Raw genomic sequence first — 24,863 nt, forward strand, 5'->3', positions numbered from 1 at the left:
TATATTATATGAAATCAATCAAAGAACTTTACCGAATTGGCACAGGGCCGTCAAGCAGCCATACCATGGGGCCACGAAAAGCCGCTGAAATCTTTTTGGGACGACACCCTGAAGCTGCCGCATTCCAAGTAACCTTGTACGGTAGCCTCGCCGCCACCGGGAAAGGTCACATGACCAATGTAGCCATCACCGAAACACTGCAGCCTGCCGCACCTGTAGAAATCATATGGGAACCCAAGATTTTCCTCCCTTTCCACCCTAACGGCATGAAATTCGTTTCCTTGGACAGTGAAGGAAAAGAAACCGACCAATGGACGGTGTTCAGCGTGGGCGGAGGTGCCCTGGCGGAAGAAAATGACGGGGACACTTCCATCAATACTCCGGACGTGTATGAAATGAACCGCATGACGGAAATTCTGGAGTGGTGCGAACGTACCGGAAAAAGCTATTGGGAGTATGTCAAGGAACGTGAGGACAACGATATATGGGATTACCTGCAGGAAGTATGGAAAACCATGCAGGCTGCCGTAAAGCGCGGACTGGAACAGGAAGGCGTCTTGCCCGGCCCATTGAACCTGCGCCGTAAGGCCTCCACCTATTATATACGCGCCAGCGGATACAAACAGTCGCTTCAGTCCCGCGGATTAGTATTCTCGTACGCACTTGCCGTAAGTGAAGAGAACGCCTCGGGAGGTGTCATTGTCACCGCTCCCACTTGCGGATCATGCGGAGTGGTGCCGGCCGTGCTTTATCATTTGGCAAAAAGCCGCGACTTCAGTGACACACGTATTCTCCGCGCCCTCGCCACAGCCGGATTGGTAGGAAATATCGTCAAGAAGAATGCTTCTATTTCCGGTGCAGAAGCCGGATGCCAGGCAGAAGTCGGTGTAGCTTGCTCCATGGCTTCGGCCGCCGCCAACCAATTGTTCGGAGGCAGCCCTGCCCAAATTGAATATGCAGCGGAAATGGGATTGGAACATCATTTGGGCATGACCTGCGACCCCGTATGCGGACTGGTACAGATTCCCTGTATCGAACGTAATGCCTATGCCGCCGCCCGCGCTCTGGATGCCAACCTCTACTCGTCGTTCACCGACGGCATGCACCGCGTATCCTTCGATAAAGTGGTCGAAGTAATGAAAGAGACCGGAAATGACTTGCCTTCACTCTATAAGGAAACCAGCGAAGGAGGGTTGGCAAAAGATTATAAACCGATGTAAGAACTGCTCAGAAGGCAACAGGCAGTGACAGAAAAATGATAAAGTGGTAAGCGGCAGCCCCCAACCGCCTCTCTACCACTTTATCATCTTATCACGGATTCAATGATTCCTATTCATTCGTTACCGGCCAATGCGTATCATCTTTTCCCGTAACATCCCTCGTCTGCATTAAATTACCTTCCTCAGAGTAGAACAACTGGTACTCGATCTTTCCCTTTTCCACTTCAATAACATATTGAAGTGGTTGCAACGGAGATTCAAGCAGGTCAATATCTTCCCGTTCCCAAGTGGCATACTCACTGCTATTGAAAGCAGTCTGCACAGTACCGGGAAGTCCGGTCCAGAGGATATCCGTTTCTGTCAATTGCCATTCGGCCTGTACATTGAACCATACATCCATCTCCCTGCCGTCCATTCTGCAATCGGCTACATAATAAGCGCCTTTTTGCTTCCACTCGATGTGGGTAGCAGCAGCATATTTTTCTTTCAAGGCTTGTGAGATATTCTCGGGAACGGTCATACGACCCTTGTCATCATCGTCACTGCAAGCACTGAATGCCAGTGCGGCAATGAACATCACAGCCAACATTTGAATGCCAACTTTCATATTTCTGTCTTTAAAGTTCAGGTTAAATAGTTACTGACGGCATGAGCTCAATCATCCATACTGACAAATTTTCCTTTTTTATTGAATTTCAAAGAATAATCATTGCTCAGTTCCACTTCCACACCGCTGCGCCCGCGTTCAATCTTGGTAATGATTTCTCCCGGGAAGTTCTTCTTTACATAGTCTTTTACGGGAACAGAGACCAATGCAGCAGGAACAGCAGATTTCTGGCAATCTACCTCTATCCAATTTCCCTTGCTGTCAAAATCGATCTCGGTACGGTCTGTCAATATCACCTCATACTTCTTGGTCTGCAGAATCTCACTTTCTATTTTAATATGGGAGATTTGCGGCTTGCTGAAATACTGGTTGATAAAATTGCGTGCCGTCAAAGGCAACTGTTTTGCATCCTGAGTGATTACATCACCCGCAAAAGCTAATTGTACGGCTACAAGAGCCAATAGCAGAACAGATAAAAATTTCTTCATCATCGTTATTGTTTTAAAGTGTCATTAAATAAATCTTATATCAATCACACTGCAAATAACGGTACAGAAACGGGAAAGATTTGGGAATAACAGGCGTTAACGATAGTTTTTGGTTTCTTTAACAAGATAGAAACAATGCATACCGTCCTGCCAGCTGTAAGTCAGTCTTAAAGAGACGGAACATGCAATGGAACGTGCAATGGCAAGCCCCAAACCTGTAGAATCCTTCTTCCCGTCCATGCTATGATAGAAACGCCGGAACAGTTTCTCACCATCCAGCGGAGTGTCACCGGTATTTCTGATGGCCAGTGAAGCCGGAGTGGTAATAATCTGCAACTCTCCCCCTTCCCGGTTGTGGAGCAGAGAGTTTTTCACCAGATTGGAAATCAGTATCTGGGCCAACGAATGGTTGCAATGAATCATAAAAGGCTCCTCACCTTGCTTACGCACCAGACGCACCTGCTTATGCTCATAAATATCCATCAAGTCGGGCAACAGGCCATCCAATACCTCATCCACCGATACATCCTCCATCTCCGTATATTGGCCGTTTTCAATGCGGGACAGCAACAGCAACGACTTGTTCAGCTTCACGGCACGCCCCAGAGTAGAATAAATGGCATCCAGTTCCTTCATCTGCTGTTCCGTCAGTTCCTCATTCTCGGCCAGCAGTTCCACCTTACCGCGGGCAATGGCAAGCGGTGTCTGCAACTCATGAGATGCATTTTCTATGAACTGCTTCTGCTCCACATACGCTTTATAACTGCGATTTCCCATATCCACCGCAGCCTCACTCAATTGGCGGAATTCACGTATCGCAGTCGGATTATCCAAAGGAGGTACCTCCTTGCCCGGCTGGATGCCGTGCAGCCAGTCCAGGAGTTTGTGCAACGGGCGGAACACCCCTTTCAACACCAGCCTGATGCCGATAGATGTACATATCAGAAAAAGCAGGAACAAAGCTCCCAAGTACCACAGCATGGCTTCCACCATATCATCCCGTTCCAGAATGGAAATCATCAACGTCAGTTCGTAATATTCTCCGCCGGGCATACGGAAAGCGGTCCGCATGACACGCACCGGCTCATCCTCATCTTCCATCTCTACATAAACGGTGGAATCATAAAACACATCCGCATAATGTTTGCCCACCTCTTCTGAAATAGGCCGGAATTTATAGAAAGACATCAACGTGCCTTCCGTATCAAGGACTGAAGGGTCATGCAAAGCGTTCTTTATCAATATCCGGGCATAATTCTCAAGGGTATCATCCGTTTCGTCCACCACCTCGTCAAGAATGGCATAATAAAACAACACGCCCCATACTGCCATCAGCAGAAAGAGCAACAATGAAAGTTTGCGGTAAGTATAGTGCAGCAGTTTCATACTTCAGACAGTTTGTAGCCGAAGCCATACACAGCCTTCAGTTCTACCGTGGCATCCGCCAGTTTCAGTTTCTTCCGCAGATTCTTCACCTGTGAATAGATAAAATCCAGCGAATCCGCCTGGTCGATGTTATCTCCCCATACAGACTCGGCAAGGCTCATCTTATTGATTACCCGGTCAGGATTCACCACAAAATAGTACAGCAGATCAAATTCCTTGCGGTTCAGCTGCAAAGGCGCACCGTTCACCTCCGCCTGCCGTTTATCAGGATACAGCAGCAGGTTTCCAATAGTAACAGATACATCCCCCTGGGTTTGCCGGCGGCGTATCAACGATTTTACACGGGCATTCAGTTCCGCCAAGTGGAATGGTTTGGTCAAGTAGTCATCGGCTCCCAACTCCAGCCCGTCCACCTTGTCATCCAAAGAGTCTTTGGCAGAGATGATAAGCACGCTATCACTCCGGTGAAGCCGTTTCAACTCACGCAACAGGTCCAGACCACTCCCGCCGGGCAGCATGATATCCAGCAGGATGCAGTCGTAATCGTAGTCATTTATCTTGTCCAACGCCGCAAAATAGTCAGCTGCGGTTTCTACGACAAACTTTTCTTTCAGCAGCGAAGTACGGATAGTCTCCCGTAAACCTTGCTCATCTTCTACAATCAGGATTTTCATAGCGGCAAAGATGGTTCATAAAACTGGAAACAATCTGGAAAGGAAAAAATAAATAAAACATCAACGGATGGAGTCAGGCTGATAATCTTCCATCAACTCTTCTTTTGCCATGGAAATATTGCCGTCGGCAGTGATAGTCAGCCGGATGGGAACATAAAGATCCGACTGCGGATAACACACACTGGCCGCATAAATCATTCCCCCGGGGGTTGTCTGGTCAAAAACCAACCCTTCAAGAATGGCGTATTTCATAAATCGGGCGTCAACCAGAGAGGCGAAACTTTCCTTCGTGAACACCTTGTCCACCACCTGTTTGCCACCACTCATTATACGCAGCGTAATACGGTTGTCTATGAATTTCCCTCCCTGTTCGTCTGTCACGACCGGAAGACTTTCATCCGGCTGACGCACAACGGATGACCTGTACTCTTTCCCTTTATATGTAAAAGTAGTTTTCACATCAGATACCTGCATACGTTGCGGACCGGCAACCTCTGTACTGTCCTGCATCAATACCTGCATATCACTTCCGTCTTTACTCTTCGACGAACAGGCGGAAAGAAAGAGAACCGACACACATGCCAACATATAGACTATATTCTTCATCATTTCGTTTTTGTAAGTTGAGTAGCGCAAAGAAACAAAAAGAGCGGCAAAAACACAAGGAAAAGGCTGAAAACAATAAAGAGACTGAACCGGAAACATGGTAATCCTTCTCTTTTACCATGTTCCCATCAGTCTCTTTTTATACTAACACACTGAAAACTCAAGCCTTTACGGCCTCTTTTCTCTTAGATTCCATTTTAGTTTTTCTCTCTTGCATCTTCTTGCTGTAGGCGGCATACTGCTCTTTGGTCATAATCTTCTGAAGCTGTGCATCATAATCAGTACGGGCCGCTTTCATTTCTTCATGTCTCTTTTCTATTTCAGCCTTTCTTTCAGCCCGTTGCTCATCAGTCAGCTGAGGTCTTTTCCCCTCTTTTTTAGCCACTCTGTTCTCTTTCCGGTGATGCTTGCCCGGCCGGTTCCCCATCTTCTCCACAAATGCCAGATTGGCTTCCAGCAACTGTTTCTTCTGGTTATCATCCAGGGAGTATTCCTTTGCCATCCGTTCCGTCATGCGTTCGGCACGAACTTTCGGATCGGGCATCTTATCACCACGGCGAGCATGCTGCGCCATTACCGCACCTCCCATAAAGAAGGCTGCCACCAACATCAAAACTATCTTTTTCATTATCATATTCCTTTTTTAATTAATACTTTATATAATTATACCTATTGTGTTGCAACGATTATAGGACAAAAATAAAAGCGGAAAGTTTAATGGCAACTTTCCGCTTTTAACATAAAAAAATGAGTTTGAAAACTTTATTAAGGTTCGTCCAGATATTGAACGATAAGACTTACTTGCTTCGGCATAAAGGTTCTTGTCCTGACATTATATCCCGTATTCACCAAAGCTCTATATAGTTCCGTGTTTCTTTTTATCCATCGGGTAAGCGTACGGATGGCGCATCGTGCGGTCGAGTCGGGGCAATACAGGCAAGCCAGCTCTTTCTTCTTATAAGTAGTGATTCGAAAGCCATTTTTTGTTTTCATAGTTGGTTTTATTTTTAATTTGTTGATGTAAAGATACTACATTCTGAAGGCGAAGTCAAGTAATTCAAGGAGAATATGAACCTTTTCTGAAAACAATTCATATTCTCCTTATTTCTACAGGTTTATCCTAATGGGTTTTCATTTTCATCTCCATCCGAACCGGAACCTCCACCGTCAGAATTGGAGCCCTCTCCGGAAACGGAACCCGTAAAATTCAATTTCTCAACACTGGCACGGGTCAACATATCCTTGAAATAAACTCCCGGAGTAAAGATAATCTTCCGGCGATAAATGGTACTGGCCGTCACTTCCTCCAGTTTTTCCTGACTCTTGGCATTAATGCCCGGACGAAAACAGCCAAATTCCCCCAACTGTACAGAGAATCCTTTGTTGAGATCCATATTCAATGTATCAATCAGGCCATCCAGCACCAATTTCACCACCCCTCGGGGAGCCATGCCTATTTTAGAAACCTCATCACATAAATCTTTAAACCCTACCACTCCCAAGGTTTTCATCTGGGCAACATACTTTTCTGTTTTTGTCTTGTCAAAACCGAACGCTCTCTTCTTTACTTCGTAATTTAAAGCCATAATTTTTTTAATTTTAAATGATTAATAAAAATCGGTCTTGTTCACTCGTCAGCCAGCAAAACCTGTTTGTTTGTGATCACGATGCAAAGATATAATGAGGGCGAACCGGGGGTGTGCTTTAACGGTAGATTAAGAGGATTTTCGCAGGATAAAAAAGGATATTGGAGGAAAAGAAAAGAACTGATAGACAGGAAGTAAAAAAATAGTTGAAAATAATCGAGACTGCAATTTGAGCCGTGCCGTCAAAGTTGATGATTTATATGACACAATTCAAATTACAGCCTCCTAAGGTTTATCTATACTTTATCACCATGATTACCGGATTGGATTCTTCATTCAGTCCGGCTGCGATTTCTTTCAAACGGCCTTTTAACTCACCATTCTGATAAGCATCCAGAAGCCGGTCAGCCGATAAGTTCTGGAACGTGGCTACTTCGCCGTCTCCTGCTCTCGAAAACAAATCCACGTTCTTGCTGTTGTCTGCATTAAGAACTACGGGGTTGAAAACGGCATTTTCCTGCTTGTCATACATCAAGCCTATAGAAGCAAATCCCCTTCTTTTTTCAAAATTAAACTTTTTCTCTATGGCCTGCATAAAATAATAACGGTCGGTCACAACTCCCATGCTGAGAAACATTTCAGGATCTACCGTAGGCCTTTTGGCAAGGAATGGAATCGGTTCGCTATTATCCGGCGCATAGCGATACACCGTGTCGGAAGAAGTCTCTGTAAGGAACCAGCTATCCCGGCATGGAGTTATCGAACGTACCGATGCAACGGCTACCGCATCCCCATTTTGTATGAAAGGGGCTTTGACAACGTCAAAAGGAATCGGAATGTTACGGGTGACGCTTCCGTCTTTTTTCGAAATGAGTGCATGATACGATTGATCCCCTCTTTTTTCACCTTCCTTATAATATACGGACATGTCGTAGCGAATCAGATTGTCTTTGTCGTAATTGTACACCTCCATATATTCCGCACCTTCCGTATGGTTGAAGCTTCGCTTGAAGTTGCCTTGCAGGTCATATACAAATATTTTTTTCATCGAGATGCTGTTGACGAACATTTCGTCGCGGTCTTCATCCAAGACAATACCGTTGATGAAAGCATATTCTTCGGCACCTTGCCCCATCCGGTTTATCTTTCGCAGGCCCTTGCCTGTTTTCCTATCAAAGATATAGATATTACCATCGTTAATATGGTTTTTCACTATGATGAATTCATTCCCGATTGCCATCACGCTTCCTTGGGTGATAAACTCTTCATTCGTCTCCAACGGGATATATTCCACATCCATAAAGTCTTGAAGAATCATTTCTTTTTCCGGATAATCGGCTTTTACGTCAATGGTTACCAGCGTGTCGGTTGTTCCAGAGGACTTGCATCCTGTCATCCCTGTCCCTAACATAAGAGACAGAGCAAGCACTCCGATAGTCTTTCTTTTTTTCATAATATAGAATTACATTATTAATTTTCAAGCTTTTGTACGGGAATGAGTCCAAGAACTATGCGGAAACCGCCATATTCATCACTGTAACTCCCCATATCGTAATCAACGTAGGACACACGGCATCCTTTGGCCGTTCCTCCCCAGCTTCCGCCACGCAGCACACGGCGGAAATAAAGGTGCGTCCCCTTAAACGGCCATCCCGAATGGACGGACTTGCCATTCTGCTGGTACTCCTTGGTATATAAATCTTCACACCATTCCCACACATTTCCGCTCATGTCGTACAGCCCCAATTCATTGGGCTGCTTCATGCCCACCGGATGTGTAGTACCCTTGTCTCCTGATTTTTTTTTCTGATAATTGTCAACATACCAGGCAACCTTGTCTATGTCATGGCTGCCACTGTATTTATATCCCTTGCTCCGCTTGCCGCCACGGGCGGCATATTCCCATTCCGTTTCGGTGGGCAGACGGAAAGGCAGTTTCGTGAGGATACTCAATTTGGTGACAAATACCTGTGCATCGTTCCAACTTACACCTTCCACCGGACAATCATCGCATCCGGTATTAAAGGAAGGGTTGTGTTCGCTACCGATTACGGCATTCCACAATCTTTGAGTCACTTCATACTTTCCTATATAGAAAGAATCCACTTTCTCTTCATGTACCGTTTTTTCATTCTCTTCGCAATCCTTTCCCTGCTCCTTTGTGCCTCCCATCATGAAGGTTCCGCCTTCCACCAGAACCATTTCAAAGTTTTCACCGTTTACAGTAAAAGTTTTGGTCAGATTTGGTTCTTGTTCGGATTTGTCGGGGGTACATGCCATTGCACAACTCAGCACAAAAAGAAGTATCAGACTGTTTATTCGGTTGGTATTTGAAATATTTTCGTGCATACATTTTTACTATTTTTACGGTTCAAATATACCTTTTTTCTCTGATATACAAAAAGAATATTTCAAAATCATGTTAGGAAAATTTTACTTTCGCCTTGCATACACCACACTCGGCCCCATCCCATGCCTCATCAGCATTCCTGCCTCTATAAAGCGGTTCAAATCGACAACAGCCTGCTTATAGCTGCGCCCTGCCAGCCGTGCATACTGGGCACGATTGATGCAGGGATACTGCTGCAAATACTCATCCAGCAACTGCCACCGCTGCTCCACACCCAACGCCTCATCGGCAGATGAAGCAGGCGCCGATGCCGATCGCGGACAGCGCTCCAACTGCATCTTTCCTTTCAAATCTTTATAGAACTCCCTGCCCAGACGGAAATTTAAACCACGCAAAGCAATGGAAGCGGCACGAAGCTCTTTCTTGTCCGTAGCCTGGCGGGTGCAACTCAAAGAGGGGGTGAAGTAACCCAGTTCGCCAAGCTCTACCGTCCAGCCATTGGCCAGGCAGTCGCGCAACTCGTCCATAAAGCCTGCCATCGCTCCTTCCAGCAGGCTGCGGCTGAGGCCGGTGAAAAGATGCACACGCTCGATAAATTCCTTGCGGTCAATGGTGCCCTTGGGTACAAAACGGGCATAAAGGGATTGTTGCTCTCCGGTCTGGCGGACGTCGGGTTTCTCAAAAAGGTCGTAATACGCACTCATATATATTCTGTCTTTAAAGGGTTCTGCCATTCCGTTTTTTCTTCTTCCCCGGCATTAAGGAGAAGAAATGCTATTCTTTAATCATTCCACCATGGAGAAAATATCATTCCACCACGGAAGAAAAATCGTTCCACCATGGTGGAACGATTTTTCTCACACGATGGAACGATTTAATCTTAGGATACAAAGATACTCATCCAAGGGAGGGAAAGCAAGAAAACATTCTTTTTTATTCACTATTTTGTGAACAAAAAAAAGAATCCCCATATTTAATAGCCAAAGCCGATAAATCGTTTTTGGAAAGACTGGCCAATATCAGAAAAATTGCAGCTATGCTATAAATACGGGCTCGATATACTTTAAAGTAATGAAAAGAATATACCTCAAGGGATGGCTGAAACTCCATCCCTACAAAAACATCCATTCCCTCTTACAGCGCCTTCCAGAACTTCCGGAAGTCCCGGTAGCGTCCGTAGCACACTAACTGGTCACCTGCCTGTATCTGGTCGTTCTCCGTAAACTCATTGACGACATTGTGCTCTGTAAAGGAGATGCCAAGGCAATTCTTCAGCACTTCGGCACGCTTCAAGGCAAGCATTTTCAGTCCGAACTCCTTATCCAGATTCAATTCGTTGACATAATAACCCACAAATTTTTCAGGAACCGTGAACTTGACGACATAATAATCCGGAGCAATGCGGAAAGTTTCCATATCGGCCCCGAACTCCAGCCGGCGGACCAGACCACGTGCCGCATCCTCCTCCGGGGTAAGAATGCGCTCCAGTTCGAATGCCTCGAGCACGGAACGGTGAACCGCATCAATGGCACGGGCGTAGATGTGCTTCACCTTATACTGCTTCAGCAAGGCAACCACACGGATGGATGCGCCGAAATTCTCGCCGATGGCAACAATCACCACGTCTACCGTATTCAAAGGAAGAATGGCCAACGCATGCTCATCCGTCGCATTAATGACAAAAGCGGTAGCTATCTTATCCTTCAGACTATCTACACGCGCCGGGCTGATATCCGCCCCTATCACTTCGTGCCCCAAAGCAGAAAGCTCTTCTGCAAGCACATGACCGTAATTTCCTAAACCGATAATAATATACTTCATGTTTTTTTAATTGATTATAATCTGCCCACTCGGATACTGGTATTTCGTATGTTTCTTCTGCTTGATTATGCCAAGCATCAACGTTATCAACCCTACACGGCCTATGAACATCAGCAAGGCAACCAGCAGCTTGCTGTCACTGCCCAGTGAAGGGGTAAGATTCAGGCTGGACCCTACCGTACTCAGTGCCGAAACACACTCGAAGGTGATTGCCATCAGTGAAACTCCCGGCTCCAAGATACTGATGACAAAAACAAACAGGAACAAGGTTCCGAACGACATCACCACCGTGGCATTGGAACGGCGGATAGAATCGTACGACAACTCACGGCCGAATACCTCCACACGGTCCGTACCCCGCAACACAGCCACCAGGTTCAACACGACCACAGCAAAGGCATTGACCTTGATACCGCCCGCCGTGGATTGGGAACCACCGCCCACCCACATCAGGAAGAGATAGACCAGCAATGTCTGCACACCTAAACCTGCCAGATCCACACTGGAAAAGCCGGCCGTACGGGGACATGCCGCATTGAAGAAAGCCTGTGTCCACTTGTCGGCAACCGACATTCCCGCAAAGGAGGCGTTCCATTCAAACAGGGCAATCCCTGCCGTACCGAACAATAAAAGCAGGAAAGTGACAATCAGGACAATACGGGTATTCAAATCGTACAGATGATAAAAACGGCGTCCGTCCCAGTTCCACGTACGGAGAAAATTCCATACGCGGCGCAGATGATAGACGGCAATATCCTTGAAATTCACCAGGATGGGGAATCCGATACCGCCCAGAATAATCAGCAAAGAGATATAGATATAGAACGGATTATGCCCGGTCATCACCAACGGGTTGCCCAAGTTGCCGGGCAGCGTGGAAAAACCCGCATTACAGAATGCCGAAATGGCATGAAAAGCGGAAAAAGCCAGCTCCTCCTGCAAATCCATACCCATCGTGCCGTGAATATCGCTCCAGATGGCAAGCATGCCTGCCCCCTCGATCGCCAACGTGAAAACAAGAATATAGACCAAAGTGCTCAACAGTGAATTCAGAGAATTGGAACTGACCATGTCACGCACCACCAGCTGGTTGTATAAAGAAGTGTTCCCCATAAAGAACATCGCAAAAAAACTGGTCAGCGTCATCACTCCCAAACCTCCTATCTGGATAAGGAGGATAATCACCACAAAGCCTGCCGGAGTAAACGTAGATGCCACATCTACCGAAGTCAGCCCTGTGACACACACCGCACTGGTAGATATAAACAAGGAATCCACCCAAGAGATTCCGTTCACGGTGCAGCGCGGAAGCATCAGCAGCCCCGTACCGACAAGTATGATGATCAGGAAGCTGACAGCCAGGATGAGTGAAGGATTCGTGCGCCGCCCCAACAGCCTCACCAGTCCGTTTGATATATTCAGAAAAGAGAATAACAGCAATAGAACCACCTGGTAAGTCTTGCCGTGCAGGAAATCCCAAAACTGCAGGATAGCCCCTTCTTCTTCCGGACGATGGAAAATGACCGGCACCAGCGTAAGATAAAGCAATACGGTCAATATCCAGGTCAGTTTGCTGAAGGTGCGGCGGGTATCTTTATATTCAAGCAGGATACGCAACGTCACATCTGCCATGAATACCGTCCAGACCCCGCGATAAAGCAGGTGGAGTTGCCGGAGTTCCTCCGCCGAGATAGTAAATCCATGTTCGTAAACCACCCCCACAATCAAAAGGAGGGAAGCCAGATAAGTAAGGGAAGTCATGATCCCCAATATCATCCTGACGTAGGGATGAATCCATTTATTTTGATAGAGCAGGAATTTATGATAAATCTTCATAAAAACATCAATTAACGAGACGCGGCAAACTTACCCAAAAATGCTTTCATGTACAAAAAACAACTGCAAAAAGAAATTGGTTTAAAAATTATGGCTACATTTGGGCATTGAATCATTAATTTTTTTAACCACTATGAGCAACAAGACAAAAAGATTTATCCTCCCTGAAGAGGAAATTCCGCATTACTGGTACAACATACAGGCCGATATGGTGAACAAGCCCATGCCGCCGCTCCACCCCGGCACCAAGCAACCGCTGAAAGCAGAAGATTTATATCCCATCTTTGCCGAGGAACTCTGCCGGCAGGAATTAAACCAGACAGATGCCTGGATTGAAATACCCGAGGAAGTACGAGAAATGTACAAATACTACCGCAGCACTCCTTTGGTGCGCGCTTACGGACTGGAAAAAGCGCTCGGCACACCGGCGCATATCTACTTCAAGAACGAAAGCGTCAGTCCGATGGGATCGCATAAGCTGAATTCAGCCATTCCGCAGGCTTATTATTGCAAGAAAGAAGGGGTTACCAACGTGACCACCGAAACCGGTGCCGGACAATGGGGAGCTTCACTTGCATACGCCGCACGTCTTTTCGGGCTGGAGGCTGCCGTTTACCAGGTGAAAATCAGCTATGAGCAGAAGCCCTACCGCCGCAGTGTGATGCAGACATTCGGTGCGCAGGTCACTCCCTCCCCTTCCATGTCCACCCGTGCCGGAAAAGATATCCTCACGGCACATCCCAACCACCAGGGTTCGCTCGGCACGGCCATTTCCGAAGCAATCGAACTGGCGCAGAACACACCGAACTGTAAATATACCCTCGGCTCCGTGTTGAGCCACGTCACTTTGCACCAGACCGTCATAGGCCTGGAAGCGGAAAAGCAGATGGCTATGGCAGGCGAATACCCCGATGTCGTGATAGGCTGCTTCGGTGGAGGTTCCAACTTTGGCGGTATCTCTTTCCCGTTCATGCGCCACAATATCCTTGAAGGGAAGAAAACCCGTTTCGTGGCAGCCGAACCCGCCTCCTGCCCCAAACTGACACGCGGCAAGTTCCAGTATGACTTTGGTGACGAGGCCGGTTACACTCCCTTGCTTCCCATGTTCACACTGGGGCATAACTTCGCTCCCGCCAATATTCATGCGGGCGGACTGCGCTATCACGGTGCCGGCGTCATTGTTTCACAACTGCTGAAGGACGGGTTGATGGAAGCCATGGACATCAAACAGCTGGAATCTTTTGACGCAGGAGTCCTGTTCGCACGGGCCGAAGGCATCATTCCCGCACCGGAATCATGCCACGCCATTGCAGCCGCCGTACGCGAAGCAAACAAATGCAAGGAAACGGGTGAGGAAAAGGTTATCCTGTTCAATCTCTCCGGCCACGGACTGATCGACATGGCATCTTACGACAAGTACCTCTCCGGTGACTTGGTGAACTATGAACTGACCGACGACGACATCCAAAAGAATTTAGACGAAATCGGCAGCCTGGCCTAATAGATGTTGGCCATGCTGACAAGCGGCTCGTAGAGCTTCTCTATATCTTGCGAATCCATTTCAATCTGTACCTGGTCTCCCGGAATCAAACGTGTTCCTTGGGGGACCAGATTCTTTCCATCCCTTTGCACATTGATTATCAGGCAACGTTCCGGCAACAATAATTCGTCAACCAGTTTGCCGTCCAGATACGAATCGGTCATAATCTCCACCGAAAGCGTATAGCGCTTTTCCTCCTCAAAGCCGGAAGCATGTATCATGTCTTCATACAAAATGACGTTGAACGGCTTCATCTGAAGAAGTTCCGTAAAATAGTACGTCAGTCCGCCTACCACCACCGAAGGATAGAAAACTTCAAAATGCCCCGTAATCTCAGTAATCAGCACGATGGCAGTGAGTGGTGTACGCTCAATGGCCACTAAGAAGGCCGACATGGAAATCAACATCACATAACTTACATTTTCGTGTTGGATAATGCCATAACGCACTCCAAGCAAACCCACGACCTGTCCCAGCAAGCCTCCCGTGACCAAAGTAGGGATGAAATTTCCGCCCGGCAATCCCGATGACTCCGAAAATACCGAAAAGCCGAAATGAAGAAGCATGACGGCCGCCACCCAAGCCACGTCCGTGCTGCCACCCCGAGCCTGCCCCAAAAGAAACTGCTCACCGCCTCCCGTCAGATTCACCTGCATCAGCGTGATGGTATAGGCCACCAGCATCAGATAAAACAACTTGACGTGTCCGGGAGTATCTGCTTGGGCATAAGCCCGCTTAAAGGCAATCATGATGGACGAATAAATCTTTCCGCAGACGGAAATGATGACTGCCAGAATCAGAAAATATTTCATCTGGATGAAAAAGGCGAAGGCAGGTTCGGCAACCTGTATCAGATGATAGGGATTGACTGTAAAGACCAGACTTGCCACAGCACCCGCCACCACGCCCGCCAACAAAGTAGTAATGGCTGTTTTGGGGGCATCAAAGCGTTCGATAGACTCGATGACGATAAGCGAGGATGCCAAAGGCGCGGAAAAAGCGGCCGCAATCCCTGCTCCCGCCCCTGCTGCCAGCAATTGCTTCCGTTCGCCCTGCAGGACATGCGTCCACCGGGAAACCAAGTTGCCCACATACGAACCTATCTGCACGGAAGGCCCCTCACGCCCCAACGAAAGTCCCGCCGAAACGGCAAGAATACCTCCGGTGAACTTGGATGCCAGTTCCAGAAAAGGATGCCTGTAAGTGATGCGCCCATTGATGACGCCACGTGTCTGGGGAATTCCGCCACCACCGATAAGAGGCATCTTTTTAACCATCCATGACACAAAAACCAGTATCCCCCAAAACAACAGGAATAACGGAACATGCCAGTACCACGCCGGACGGGAAGCATAAAATTCACCACGGACGTGCAACAGATAATATAGCAGGTAGTGATAAGGCACAGCGACCAGCCCCGTCAACAGCCCTACGATCATACTGACAAAATATAACCTCGCATCCACCAGCTTCAGCTTCCAGATGTGCCAGTCACGGACTGTCTTCCAATTCTTTATCCTCGTCCAAATCCTTTTTGCCTTATCCCGTACTTCCATAAAAAAACAACTCCCGTTACTTGCGCTTTACAACAACAAGCAACGGGAGTTGTTTTATGTAGAAACATTAATTTACCAAAATCTGTTTTTAGCCGGATTATACTCAAATCCCACTGTTTTCAGTTTTCGTACAATGTCTTCCTTTTCTACATCCATATCCTCGCAAAGGGCATCCAAAGAAGGATAAAAATCACGCAGTTTCATATTGATGAAGCTATACAGCATCACCGGATCTTCAGGTAATTTCATAGTTACAGCCTTTTTAAATTAAAACTAATACCGGCGCAAAATTACTATAAAAAATGAAATATTGAACCGGACTACACTAAATTAAACTAAATCACATCCGGCATCGTTTGCATTAAAAATCTGTTCTATCTTCGACCATTAATTGAAATGCTGCGGTTTTCTCTGACTCAAGATCACATAAATAATGACCGGCGCCCCAATAACAGGTGTAACTGCATTCAGAGGGATGATGCCTGCCTCGCCCGGCAAAACACAGATTAAATTGCACAGCAATGCCACCGCACCGCCGCTCAGTATGGTCACCGGCAACAAAGAGTTATGATTGGATGTCCCCAAAATCATCCGCGCTACATGCGGTACAGCCAAGCCGATAAAAGCTACCGGGCCGCAAAACGCTGTTGTAATGGCTGTCAGCAGTCCTGTTATCACCAAAAGCCAATTACGCACACGACGGATGTTCACCCCTAAGTTCTCGGCATAACGTTCGCCCAACAACAAAGCATTCAAAGGCTTTATCAACAGCAGAGAGCCGAAAAGTCCTATGATGGTAACTACTGCAAAAGCGGGCATCTGCTGCAAGGAAACACCTCCAAAGTTACCCATTCCCCAAATCATATAAGACTGCACCCCTTCGGCAGTAGCAAAGAAATTGAGCAACGCAATGGCGGAAGAGGCTATATATCCAATCATAATGCCTGTTATCAGCAACATGACATTACTTTTTATCAATGTGGAAAAGAAAAGAATGAGTGTCATTATCAGCATGGCTCCAATAAAAGCGCCTGCCAATATGGAGAAGAAACCGGACAGACTGAAAGTGCCTGCCGTAATGCTACCTCCAAACAGCAACATAACGAAAGCCACTCCCAGGCTTGCCCCGGAATTTATGCCCAGAATGGACGGCCCCGCCAACGGGTTCTTGAATGCCGTCTGCAACATCAAGCCGCAAACCGCCAATGCTCCGCCACAAAGCAGAGCAGTCAATGCCTGTGGAAACCGGGATTCCCAAATAATAAAATTCCAACTGGACTTTCCTCCTTCTCCTCCCAAAAGAATATCAAAGACATCTGCCGGCGGAATCGCAACCGACCCCACCAACAAATTTGCCATGAAGAGCAACAAGATTACCGCTCCTAAGCCCATGCCATATTTCCAGCCTTTACACACGTTCAATAAAAATGAGTGGTTAAGAATTCTCATTTCAGCTTGCAAAAATAACGCAAACCACCCAAATCTCCCATTTCGGGATGCAAAATCTGTATGAGATCGGACAACAAATAGTCGGGACGGAAAGGTGTCTCTTCATAAAAAGGTACTTTTGCCGTATTACAACCATATATGTTACGTTCTTTAAAGGCCTTGAAACCCGTATAGCCTGTATAGTCCGCCTGTAAGTCCGAATAAGTCATATCGTGGTCACGATTATACTTGATAGTCCATACATCCGAATCGCCTGCTTTGTCGAAAACGGTTTCAAAGGAAAGAGGAATGGAACCGCTATGAGCATCATCTGCAAAGGCATAACGTCCGCAGGCATCCCGAAAAAGCTTGCCTATGGTACTGCGCCCTCCCGGGACGTACCACGCCGAACTACTTTTCAGTTCACTGACAATTGACAAAGAAACCGATGAAAGCGCAGCACGCCTTTTAAGCTGCTGATAGCAACTGTCCACCTCCGCAAAAAGGCTATCGGCTTGTGACGCGGCGCCGAAAAGCATTCCATAAAAACGCATCCACTCGGCACGTCCCAAAGCGGAAGTTTCCATATAGTCGGCACACTCGATGATGGGGATATTCAGTTTCCCGATACGGCCATAACCGCCGCTGTTCTCGAACGGAGACAGAAGGATGGCATCGGGATGCAGGTCGATGATACGTTCCATATCGGGATTCATACCGTCACCGCAATCGGCGATCACTCCGTTTTTACAGGCTTCCTGCACAGAAGGCAGTTTGATATACTTCAAGTCACACACACCGCCGATACTCTTGAAAGCACCCAGTTTATCAATCAGACTGCAATGGACGGAAGAGTAGATGACCGATTTGGAAAGCGGGGTACGAACGACAGTGCCTTCGGGAAGTTGCTCCGGCAAAGGTTTCTCTTTGGGCACTAATATATAGGTATGCAGAGTCTTCAAGGTATCCCAAGGATTGCGCAGGGTGGCAATGGTATAATCGGGATAGGTTACTAATGTCAGATTCTCGGCATAATGCAGAGAAAGGGTGTCTCCCGTTTCCGAAGACACCATTCCCTGCTTCCCCCCCTGGCAGGCAGAGAGGAAAAGGAGGGCCAAGCAAAGCAATGAAAGAGGTTTCATTCTGATTCGTCGTTTGAATAAAGCTTGCCGTTCATCCTATTTATTTAAGAAATGCCATATAGACAGCCCCTACACCTACATCGAATTTCTTGATGAAGGTTCCGTCAGCCGAATACTCGTTTACATAGCCCGGGGTATCGGCAGAAGCAAAACCGCCTACCAAATTGTAAGAAGTGATAAAGATATGCTCAGTAACAGGATCAATTGCCAAGCCAACAGCTGCATCGGCCGGAGTGGAAACAAAGTTATCCTTAACCATTTCGCCTGTCAAGGTATTATATACCACATACTTCATGGCAGTAGCTGTAGCTCCCCAGGGAGAATCAATTACGTAGATAGAATTGCCTTTTGTCGCCATCAAGGTACCGGTAACCTTCCACTCTTCAGCCTCATCTTTACTGTTTATCTTCCAAAGTGAAGAGGGAACAGCACCGTAATCACCCATACACAGCGCAAAAACATTTCCTGAGGCATCTGCAGCTATCTTGGTAGGATTCATTCCTACTGCTATTTTCTTTTCTTCCGTGAAAGTAGATAACGCAATCTTCGAAACGCTTTTGCCATTGGCATAGCCGGCGTTATAATTCATTCCGTCAGAGTTCACTACATATAAAAAGCCATTCGCAACTACCATCTCCTCCGGATTAGGGCCTACTTGGATAGTTTTATCGATTGTATTGGTTGACGGGTCAATGCGCAGTACATGTCCCGAAAACATGGAAACATAGATGTTCTTCCCGTCTGTCACGATGTCACGAGGACCTTTACCTTGTGCAGCCGTCGGTCTTATCTGAGCTATGCTCACTAAAGTATTCTTGTTTACAACTTCAATGGTATTAGATTCATATACAGCAACAAACAAGTTATTACCCAATACTACACCATCTTGAACCGTAGAGCCCAAACTACGGCTATTGGCAATTTTGAACACATCATTCGTCACCGTTTCCGTTTTCTCATCAATAAAGGACAAAGACCCTTCTATGCTTTTTCCTTGGTTACCGGAGTTAAATACATATACTCCTTTCTCAACGAAAATGGGGTATTCCTCTTGATAATCATTACTATCACAAGCCACAAAGGCCATCGGCAGTGCCAGCACAAAGGCTAACAGTCTCAATTGTTCTTTCAGTTTCATTTCTTGTTAATTTTTAAATGGATATTTTAAGTGTCAGTTTATACGAGCGCCCCGGCATGGGATAACTCTTCACTATACTATATTGCTTATTGCCTATATTCTGTATATCACCTCGCAACGAACAGTCTATTCCTTTCAGACGGAAAGAGCGGTAGAGAGATACGCCACACTCCATGTAGCCTTCCAGTTCATTCTCTACTATATTCTGCACCGATGAATAACGCTTGCTGACGCCTGTAGCATGAAAAGATGCATTGCAATAAGGATTCTCCCAAGCCAAAGAAAATGCCCCCGAATGGGCGGGTGTATATGGAATCTGGTCTTTATAATACACAGAAGAGGGATCGGTCTTATCTACCGCATATTGATAGGTATAGGATGCCGACGCCAGCAACTGATGGCGGGAAGCAAGGCGGAAAGTAATATCCGCATTGGCATCTACACCAAAGATATCTACATGCCCCAAATTGAGCATGGTCCAGAAAAACATATTATAAGGTACGGCTACAATCTTATTCTTTACATAATTATAGTAACCATCTACCGAGAAATGCGCAGCAGTGAGCCAGGAAGAGGCAGCTGTATGTCCCAAGGTGATGCCGACATTATATTGTCGTGCCACTTCCGGCTTCAAATCACGGCTACCCCAACGATCGAAGTAGTTCTCGGTAAAGGTTGCCACACGGAAAATATCCTTATAGGAAGCACGCAAATACAAGTCTTTACTCCCCCAAGGTTTCCATGACAAAGAAACGGAAGGAGACAACCGCCGGGCATCACCGGCACTTTCTCCGATTTTCGCACCGTTCATATAGATAGAACCCAACATCAAGGCAGTAACCGTAATTTGTGGAGTGCGGTAGCGTGCAGTCAAGGTTTGTAGTACCGTATGACGATAAGGTTTTACACCCGAAGCGGCATTTGTACTTAGATTATTGTAAGAATAATCGGCAGCATACGAGAAAGCCCAAGTATCCCACGGAGTATACAGCAAGGCAGCAGACCCATAATATTCGCGCTGATGGTAGATGTTGTTCATCTCTCCGCCAGGAAACTCAGTTCCTTCATCGTGATAGCGCGAGTAGGCCCAATTGAACTTTCCGTTCACTTGCAAAGAGAAATTGTTTTCCCAGTAAGTCATGTAGTGCAGTTGAGAGAAGAAGTTCCGTTCATTCAACTCCTCTTCCGAAGTATTATTATATAGGATTACCGGTCCGGGCAGTTCTCTGAAAGAGTCATAATAATAGACCTTACCATTGAGCACGGAGTGTTCGCCGGGCTTTGCATAGATATTCCATTCGCCCCGGTAGGTCTCGATATAGTTATTGTCGCGGCGTTCTTCGGTTACATACTTTCCGTTTACCAATGTAAAAGGATAAAGATTATCGGCACGCATAAAGTCACCGGAAACTGACATAGACACTTTCTCTGCCAAACGCCGGTCATAGCGCAAGAAAGGATTTACCAGTCCGAATGAACCGGTTTTGAGTTCCGCCTGCAGCCGGGCACTCTTCTCCGAGAAGTCGGGCATAAGGGTCTGCAATCGAAGCGAAGCAGCAGACGCAACCGTACGGGCAGGCAGAAAAATATCATCATTATCACCAATAGCCAAAGAGAGGGAGCGGATATTATCCAACGAAAAGCGGGAAAGATCGACCTGCCCGCTCTGGCAGTCAGTCACGGTAATCCCATCATAAGCCACCGCCGTATGCTGTGAACCCAGGCTTCGCACAGAAACAGTTTTCATACCTCCTGCCCCGCCGTAATCTTTCACGTTCACCCCCGAAAAGCGACGCAAGGCATCGGCAAGATCCGTCACTCCCTGCTGCTCCAGTTGCTTGCGCGAGAGCATCTGTATCGGTGCCGTACTCGTTACATTCCTCACCGGAGAAGAAGCACTGACCGTTACCTCATCCAGCCTATGTACCTTACTGACAATGGTATCATTACTAACCGTCTGAGCAGAAAGCCGGAATACCCCCACGCCAAAGAAACCGATACAGCCCAGCCATACCTTAATTCTTCCCATCATAGAAACAAGTAAAGATTATCGTAAAATCACATTGCGCACTACCCACTTTCCTCGAATGGATAATTTTTCGACTTTGTTTTGCAGGTCTTCTGACTCGTTTCCGGTACATCGCCTTCCCGTTCTTCTTAATGAACAGTGGCATAAAGATACAGGATGCACCCAATTTTGAAACTCACAGCAGCGGGACTGTCCGGGACTTTCACCCGATTCCCTTTTCATCCAACCCCTCCGAACAGAAGGATGCGGAACAAAACATCGGCAAAGATAGGGAAAATAGATAAAAAAATGAATAGTTTTTCATACTATATCCTCAAAATAAAGTAACTTGCAGACAATTTCAACAGGAAGTGTAAACAAATCAGTATAACCATGAAATATAAACTATTAGTTCTTGACGTAGATGGAACTCTACTCAACGAAGCAAAAGAAATCAGCAAACGCACTCTGGCTGCCTTATTAAAGGTACAACACATGGGGGTGCGCATCGTTTTAGCATCCGGCAGACCAACCTACGGCCTCTTGTCGATAGCCAAAACTCTTGAATTAGGCAACTTTGGCGGTTTTATCGTTTCTTATAACGGTTGCCAGATTATCAATGCACAGGACGGAAAAATCCTCTTTGAACGACGCATCAATCCAGAAATGCTGCCTTACCTGGAAAAGAAAGCTCAAAAAAACGGATTCGACCTGGTCACCTATCAGGATAATACGCTCATCACCAATGCTCCCGAAAATGATTTTATCCGGAAGGAAGCCAAGTTGAACGATTTGATAATCATTGACGAAGAAGAATTCTCGACTTCCATTGACTTTACGCCTTGCAAATGCGTGCTTGTCAGTGATGACGAGGAAGCCTTGATAGATCTGGAAAATCACTGGAAGAAACGTTTGGATGGTACCTTGGATGCATTCCGCTCCGAGTCTTATTTTCTGGAAGTAGTCCCTCCCGGAGTTGACAAAGCCAATACCTTGGGGGTCTTGATGGAGCAACTGGGTGTGGCACGCGAGGAAGTCATCGCCATCGGAGACGGCGTCTGCGATGTGACCATGCTCCAGTTGGCCGGTTTAGGGATAGCCATGGGACATTCACAAGACTCCGTAAAAGTCTGCGCGGACTATGTGACAGCCTCAAACGAAGAAGACGGCGTTGCCCAGGCTGTCGAGAAAATGATTCTGGCTGAAGTTCACGCCGCCGAAATTCCCCTTGACTTACTGAATGAACGGGCACGTCATGCCTTGATGGGAAACTTGGGTATCCAGTACACTTATGCATCCAAGGAGCGCATAGAGGCAACCATGCCCGTAGATTACCGGACCCGCCAACCTTTCGGCATACTACATGGCGGCGCCACCCTCGCCTTGGCAGAAACCGTTGCCGGGCTCGGCTCCATGATCATCTGCCAACCGGACGAGATTGTCGTAGGAATGCAGGTCAGTGGAAATCATATTTCCTCTGCACACGAAGGTGACACGGTACGTGCAGTCGGTACCATTGTGCATAAAGGGCATTCATCCCATGTATGGAATGTAGATGTATTTACTTCAACCAACAAATTAGTGTCTTCCGTACGGGTAGTAAATAGTGTGATGAAAAAAAGATAAAACACATAGCAACCATGAACCCCATAAATGCATAATAATCAAAAGTCTGTGGCAATTTTAACAGATTCTTCAGTTTTATCCTTACCTTTGTGTATGACATTGGGGTGTTATACCCAAACAACAATAAGGGAACTATGCAGATACATAACAATACATTGATAGCGGAATGCCCGACTTACGATTTCAAGGAAATGTTGGAACGCAAAAAAGTGAAGTCATGGCTTAAATCGGTGTCGGCTTTTGCCAATACCGATGGTGGCAGTTTGTTCTATGGAGTGAACGATGACGGAGTGATTGTGGGGTTAGAAAATCCGCAAGCCGATGCCGACTTTATCAGTGAAACGATAAAGGCACGACTTGACCCAGTGCCGGAAGTTCAACTTATTCCGATAGAACACGAAAGGCATACCCTGCTTGAAGTGAAAGTAAAGGCAGGAACGCTTACACCTTATTATTACTATCAGGATGGAACACGTACTGCATATATGCGAATTGGCAATGAAAGCGTGGAGTGTAATTCGCAACAACTTCTTTCATTGGTGTTGAAAGGTACACACATGACATGGGATTCTCTTCCTACCCAAGTGGATGCCAGCAAGCACTCTTTCATCATCCTTGCCAATACCTTCCGTGAGCAAACCCATCAGGAATGGAACGATAAGTATTTGGAATCATTCGGACTGGTTACTCCTGATGGAAAACTGACCAATGCCGGATTGCTGTTTGTTGATAATTGCACGGTATTTCAATCGCGTATTTTCTGCACCCGTTGGACTGGACTCTATAAGGATGATGCTATCAGTTCCGTAGAGCATCGGGATAACCTTGTATTGCTATTGAAATATGGCATGGACTTCATCAAGAACTACACTATGAGCGGATGGGTAAAGATGCCCAATTATCGCCTAAATCTTCCCGACTATTCCGACCGTGCCATCTTTGAAGGACTGGTAAACCACCTTATCCATAGAGATTATACTGTAATGGGCGGTGAAGTACATATCGACATTTATGATGACCGCGTAGAACTGGTATCACCCGGTGCTATGCTTGACGGTACACAAATTCAAGACCGTGACATATTCAAAGTGCCTTCCATGCGTCGTAATCCTGTCATTGCAGATGTGTTTACACAGTTGGATTATATGGAGAAACGTGGTTCCGGTTTACGTAAAATGCGAGAGCTTACAGAGAAGTTACCTAATTTCCTGCAAGGAAAAGAACCGCAATATCAAACGGAAGCGACCTCTTTCTACACCACATTCTATAATCTGAACTGGAACGAAAACGGAAGAATACCTGTCGAAGAAGTAGCCAACAGGGTAAATAGTACCCTCGAAAAGTACCCTGTAAACGAAGAAAGTTCGGTCGAAAAGTTCAGTGAAAACAGCAAAAGTTCGGTGAAAACCTTTGGTGGTACGCAAGAAAGTTCGGAGAAAGGTTCGGAGATAATGCAAAAAGGTTCGGAGAAAAAGTTCGGAGATTTGAAAAACAAATCTAAAAGCATTGGGAAAACCGCACAAAAGATTATTGATTTCGTCATTTCCGACCCATCAATGTCTGCAGAAACAATGGCCTATAAAATAGGAATAAGCTCCCGAGCCGTAGAAAAACATATTTCAAAGCTTCGTTCTATGGGAATTTTGTCTCGTGAAGGAGCAGACCATGGTGGCTATTGGCGCATTGTAATTAATCCTCAAACCGAGCAATAAACCTATGGGAACATCTTTCATTCCACTTTGTGCAATAATTGCCGTTTTGATTATCGCCTTTTTGTTTGCCTCCTTGCCACAAGTAAGCCACAAAATGCGATACAGAGTGCTTTATGCAATAGCCATCATCATGCTATTT

23 protein-coding genes and 1 riboswitch are annotated in these 24,863 nt (G+C 46.4%); of the genes, 4 read left to right on the top strand and 19 right to left on the bottom strand.

What is annotated here, in order from left to right:
* Positions 1-8: 8 nt before the first annotated feature.
* Positions 9-1,220 carry an L-serine ammonia-lyase gene (locus tag HMPREF9446_RS04765; RefSeq protein ID WP_039968575.1) on the top strand — a complete coding sequence of 404 codons (1,212 nt, stop codon included), beginning with the start codon at positions 9-11 and terminating at the stop codon, positions 1,218-1,220.
* Positions 1,221-1,329: 109 nt separating this feature from the next.
* Here the strand turns inward: HMPREF9446_RS04765 and HMPREF9446_RS04770 are convergent, their stop codons facing one another.
* The 13 genes from HMPREF9446_RS04770 to HMPREF9446_RS04825 form a co-directional block, all read right to left on the bottom strand.
* Positions 1,330-1,827, bottom strand: coding sequence for a PepSY-like domain-containing protein (locus HMPREF9446_RS04770; protein WP_009124294.1), 498 nt, complete (start codon positions 1,825-1,827; stop codon positions 1,330-1,332).
* A 47-nt stretch (positions 1,828-1,874) separates the two neighbouring features.
* Positions 1,875-2,315 carry a PepSY-like domain-containing protein gene (locus HMPREF9446_RS04775; protein WP_039968594.1) on the bottom strand — a complete coding sequence of 147 codons (441 nt, stop codon included), beginning with the start codon at positions 2,313-2,315 and terminating at the stop codon, positions 1,875-1,877.
* Between the two features lie 96 nt (positions 2,316-2,411).
* On the bottom strand, positions 2,412-3,701 hold the full coding sequence (locus HMPREF9446_RS04780; RefSeq protein ID WP_009124296.1) for a sensor histidine kinase: 1,290 nt from the start codon (positions 3,699-3,701) through the stop codon (positions 2,412-2,414).
* The gene (locus tag HMPREF9446_RS04785; protein ID WP_009124297.1) at positions 3,698-4,375 is read right to left on the bottom strand and encodes a response regulator transcription factor; all 678 of its coding nucleotides are present in this window, start codon (positions 4,373-4,375) and stop codon (positions 3,698-3,700) included. The genes HMPREF9446_RS04780 and HMPREF9446_RS04785 overlap by 4 nt, the downstream gene beginning before the upstream one ends.
* Positions 4,376-4,435: 60 nt before the next feature.
* A complete protein-coding gene (locus tag HMPREF9446_RS04790) occupies positions 4,436-4,981 on the bottom strand; it encodes a DUF4738 domain-containing protein (protein WP_039968596.1) in 546 nt (181 codons plus the stop codon).
* Positions 4,982-5,141: 160 nt separating this feature from the next.
* Positions 5,142-5,609, bottom strand: coding sequence for a DUF4890 domain-containing protein (locus HMPREF9446_RS04795; RefSeq protein WP_039968577.1), 468 nt, complete (start codon positions 5,607-5,609; stop codon positions 5,142-5,144).
* Positions 5,610-5,746: 137 nt separating this feature from the next.
* The gene (locus HMPREF9446_RS18155; RefSeq protein ID WP_009124300.1) at positions 5,747-5,974 is read right to left on the bottom strand and encodes a DUF4248 domain-containing protein; all 228 of its coding nucleotides are present in this window, start codon (positions 5,972-5,974) and stop codon (positions 5,747-5,749) included.
* A gap of 122 nt (positions 5,975-6,096) precedes the next feature.
* Positions 6,097-6,567, bottom strand: a complete 471-nt coding sequence (locus HMPREF9446_RS04800; RefSeq protein ID WP_009124301.1) for an HU family DNA-binding protein — start codon at positions 6,565-6,567, stop codon at positions 6,097-6,099.
* A gap of 292 nt (positions 6,568-6,859) precedes the next feature.
* A complete protein-coding gene (locus tag HMPREF9446_RS04805; RefSeq protein WP_009124303.1) occupies positions 6,860-8,020 on the bottom strand; it encodes a 6-bladed beta-propeller in 1,161 nt (386 codons plus the stop codon).
* 17 nt (positions 8,021-8,037) lie between these two features.
* Positions 8,038-8,916, bottom strand: coding sequence for a formylglycine-generating enzyme family protein (locus HMPREF9446_RS04810; RefSeq protein WP_009124304.1), 879 nt, complete (start codon positions 8,914-8,916; stop codon positions 8,038-8,040).
* 84 nt (positions 8,917-9,000) lie between these two features.
* The gene (locus tag HMPREF9446_RS04815; protein WP_039968597.1) at positions 9,001-9,621 is read right to left on the bottom strand and encodes an HU family DNA-binding protein; all 621 of its coding nucleotides are present in this window, start codon (positions 9,619-9,621) and stop codon (positions 9,001-9,003) included.
* A gap of 430 nt (positions 9,622-10,051) precedes the next feature.
* The gene (locus tag HMPREF9446_RS04820) at positions 10,052-10,738 is read right to left on the bottom strand and encodes a potassium channel family protein (protein ID WP_009124307.1); all 687 of its coding nucleotides are present in this window, start codon (positions 10,736-10,738) and stop codon (positions 10,052-10,054) included.
* A 6-nt stretch (positions 10,739-10,744) separates the two neighbouring features.
* Positions 10,745-12,574, bottom strand: a complete 1,830-nt coding sequence (locus tag HMPREF9446_RS04825) for a TrkH family potassium uptake protein (RefSeq protein WP_009124308.1) — start codon at positions 12,572-12,574, stop codon at positions 10,745-10,747.
* 133 nt (positions 12,575-12,707) lie between these two features.
* Between HMPREF9446_RS04825 and HMPREF9446_RS04830 the strand changes: the two genes are divergently transcribed.
* A complete protein-coding gene (locus HMPREF9446_RS04830; RefSeq protein ID WP_009124309.1) occupies positions 12,708-14,075 on the top strand; it encodes a TrpB-like pyridoxal phosphate-dependent enzyme in 1,368 nt (455 codons plus the stop codon).
* Here the strand turns inward: HMPREF9446_RS04830 and HMPREF9446_RS04835 are convergent.
* The 6 genes from HMPREF9446_RS04835 to HMPREF9446_RS04860 all read right to left on the bottom strand — a co-directional run bounded on the left by HMPREF9446_RS04835 (position 14,072) and on the right by HMPREF9446_RS04860 (position 21,410).
* Positions 14,072-15,670 (bottom strand): ClC family H(+)/Cl(-) exchange transporter, encoded by a 1,599-nt coding sequence (locus tag HMPREF9446_RS04835; RefSeq protein ID WP_009124310.1) that lies wholly within the window; start codon positions 15,668-15,670, stop codon positions 14,072-14,074. The two genes, HMPREF9446_RS04830 and HMPREF9446_RS04835, sit on opposite strands and share 4 nt — an antisense overlap.
* A 72-nt stretch (positions 15,671-15,742) precedes the next feature.
* Positions 15,743-15,919, bottom strand: a complete 177-nt coding sequence (locus HMPREF9446_RS04840) for a DUF4250 domain-containing protein (RefSeq protein ID WP_009124311.1) — start codon at positions 15,917-15,919, stop codon at positions 15,743-15,745.
* Positions 15,920-16,057: 138 nt separating this feature from the next.
* The gene (locus HMPREF9446_RS04845) at positions 16,058-17,086 is read right to left on the bottom strand and encodes an iron ABC transporter permease (RefSeq protein ID WP_039968599.1); all 1,029 of its coding nucleotides are present in this window, start codon (positions 17,084-17,086) and stop codon (positions 16,058-16,060) included.
* Positions 17,087-17,115: 29 nt separating this feature from the next.
* A complete protein-coding gene (locus HMPREF9446_RS04850) occupies positions 17,116-18,240 on the bottom strand; it encodes an ABC transporter substrate-binding protein (protein ID WP_009124313.1) in 1,125 nt (374 codons plus the stop codon).
* A gap of 40 nt (positions 18,241-18,280) precedes the next feature.
* Entirely contained in the window at positions 18,281-19,378 is a 1,098-nt protein-coding gene (locus tag HMPREF9446_RS04855; RefSeq protein ID WP_009124314.1) for a YncE family protein, read from the bottom strand.
* Between the two features lie 13 nt (positions 19,379-19,391).
* The gene (locus tag HMPREF9446_RS04860; protein ID WP_009124315.1) at positions 19,392-21,410 is read right to left on the bottom strand and encodes a TonB-dependent receptor plug domain-containing protein; all 2,019 of its coding nucleotides are present in this window, start codon (positions 21,408-21,410) and stop codon (positions 19,392-19,394) included.
* A 62-nt stretch (positions 21,411-21,472) separates the two neighbouring features.
* Positions 21,473-21,678, bottom strand: a riboswitch (cobalamin riboswitch).
* 101 nt (positions 21,679-21,779) lie between these two features.
* On the opposite strand from HMPREF9446_RS04860, the gene HMPREF9446_RS04865 reads away from it, so the two are divergent.
* The gene (locus HMPREF9446_RS04865; RefSeq protein ID WP_009124316.1) at positions 21,780-23,012 is read left to right on the top strand and encodes a Cof-type HAD-IIB family hydrolase; all 1,233 of its coding nucleotides are present in this window, start codon (positions 21,780-21,782) and stop codon (positions 23,010-23,012) included.
* A gap of 134 nt (positions 23,013-23,146) precedes the next feature.
* On the top strand, positions 23,147-24,724 hold the full coding sequence (locus HMPREF9446_RS04870; protein ID WP_009124317.1) for an ATP-binding protein: 1,578 nt from the start codon (positions 23,147-23,149) through the stop codon (positions 24,722-24,724).
* The last annotated feature ends 139 nt before the right edge of the window (positions 24,725-24,863 follow it).

Origin of the sequence: Bacteroides fluxus YIT 12057 (genome assembly GCF_000195635.1) — a bacterium.
Lineage (GTDB): Bacteria > Bacteroidota > Bacteroidia > Bacteroidales > Bacteroidaceae > Bacteroides > Bacteroides fluxus.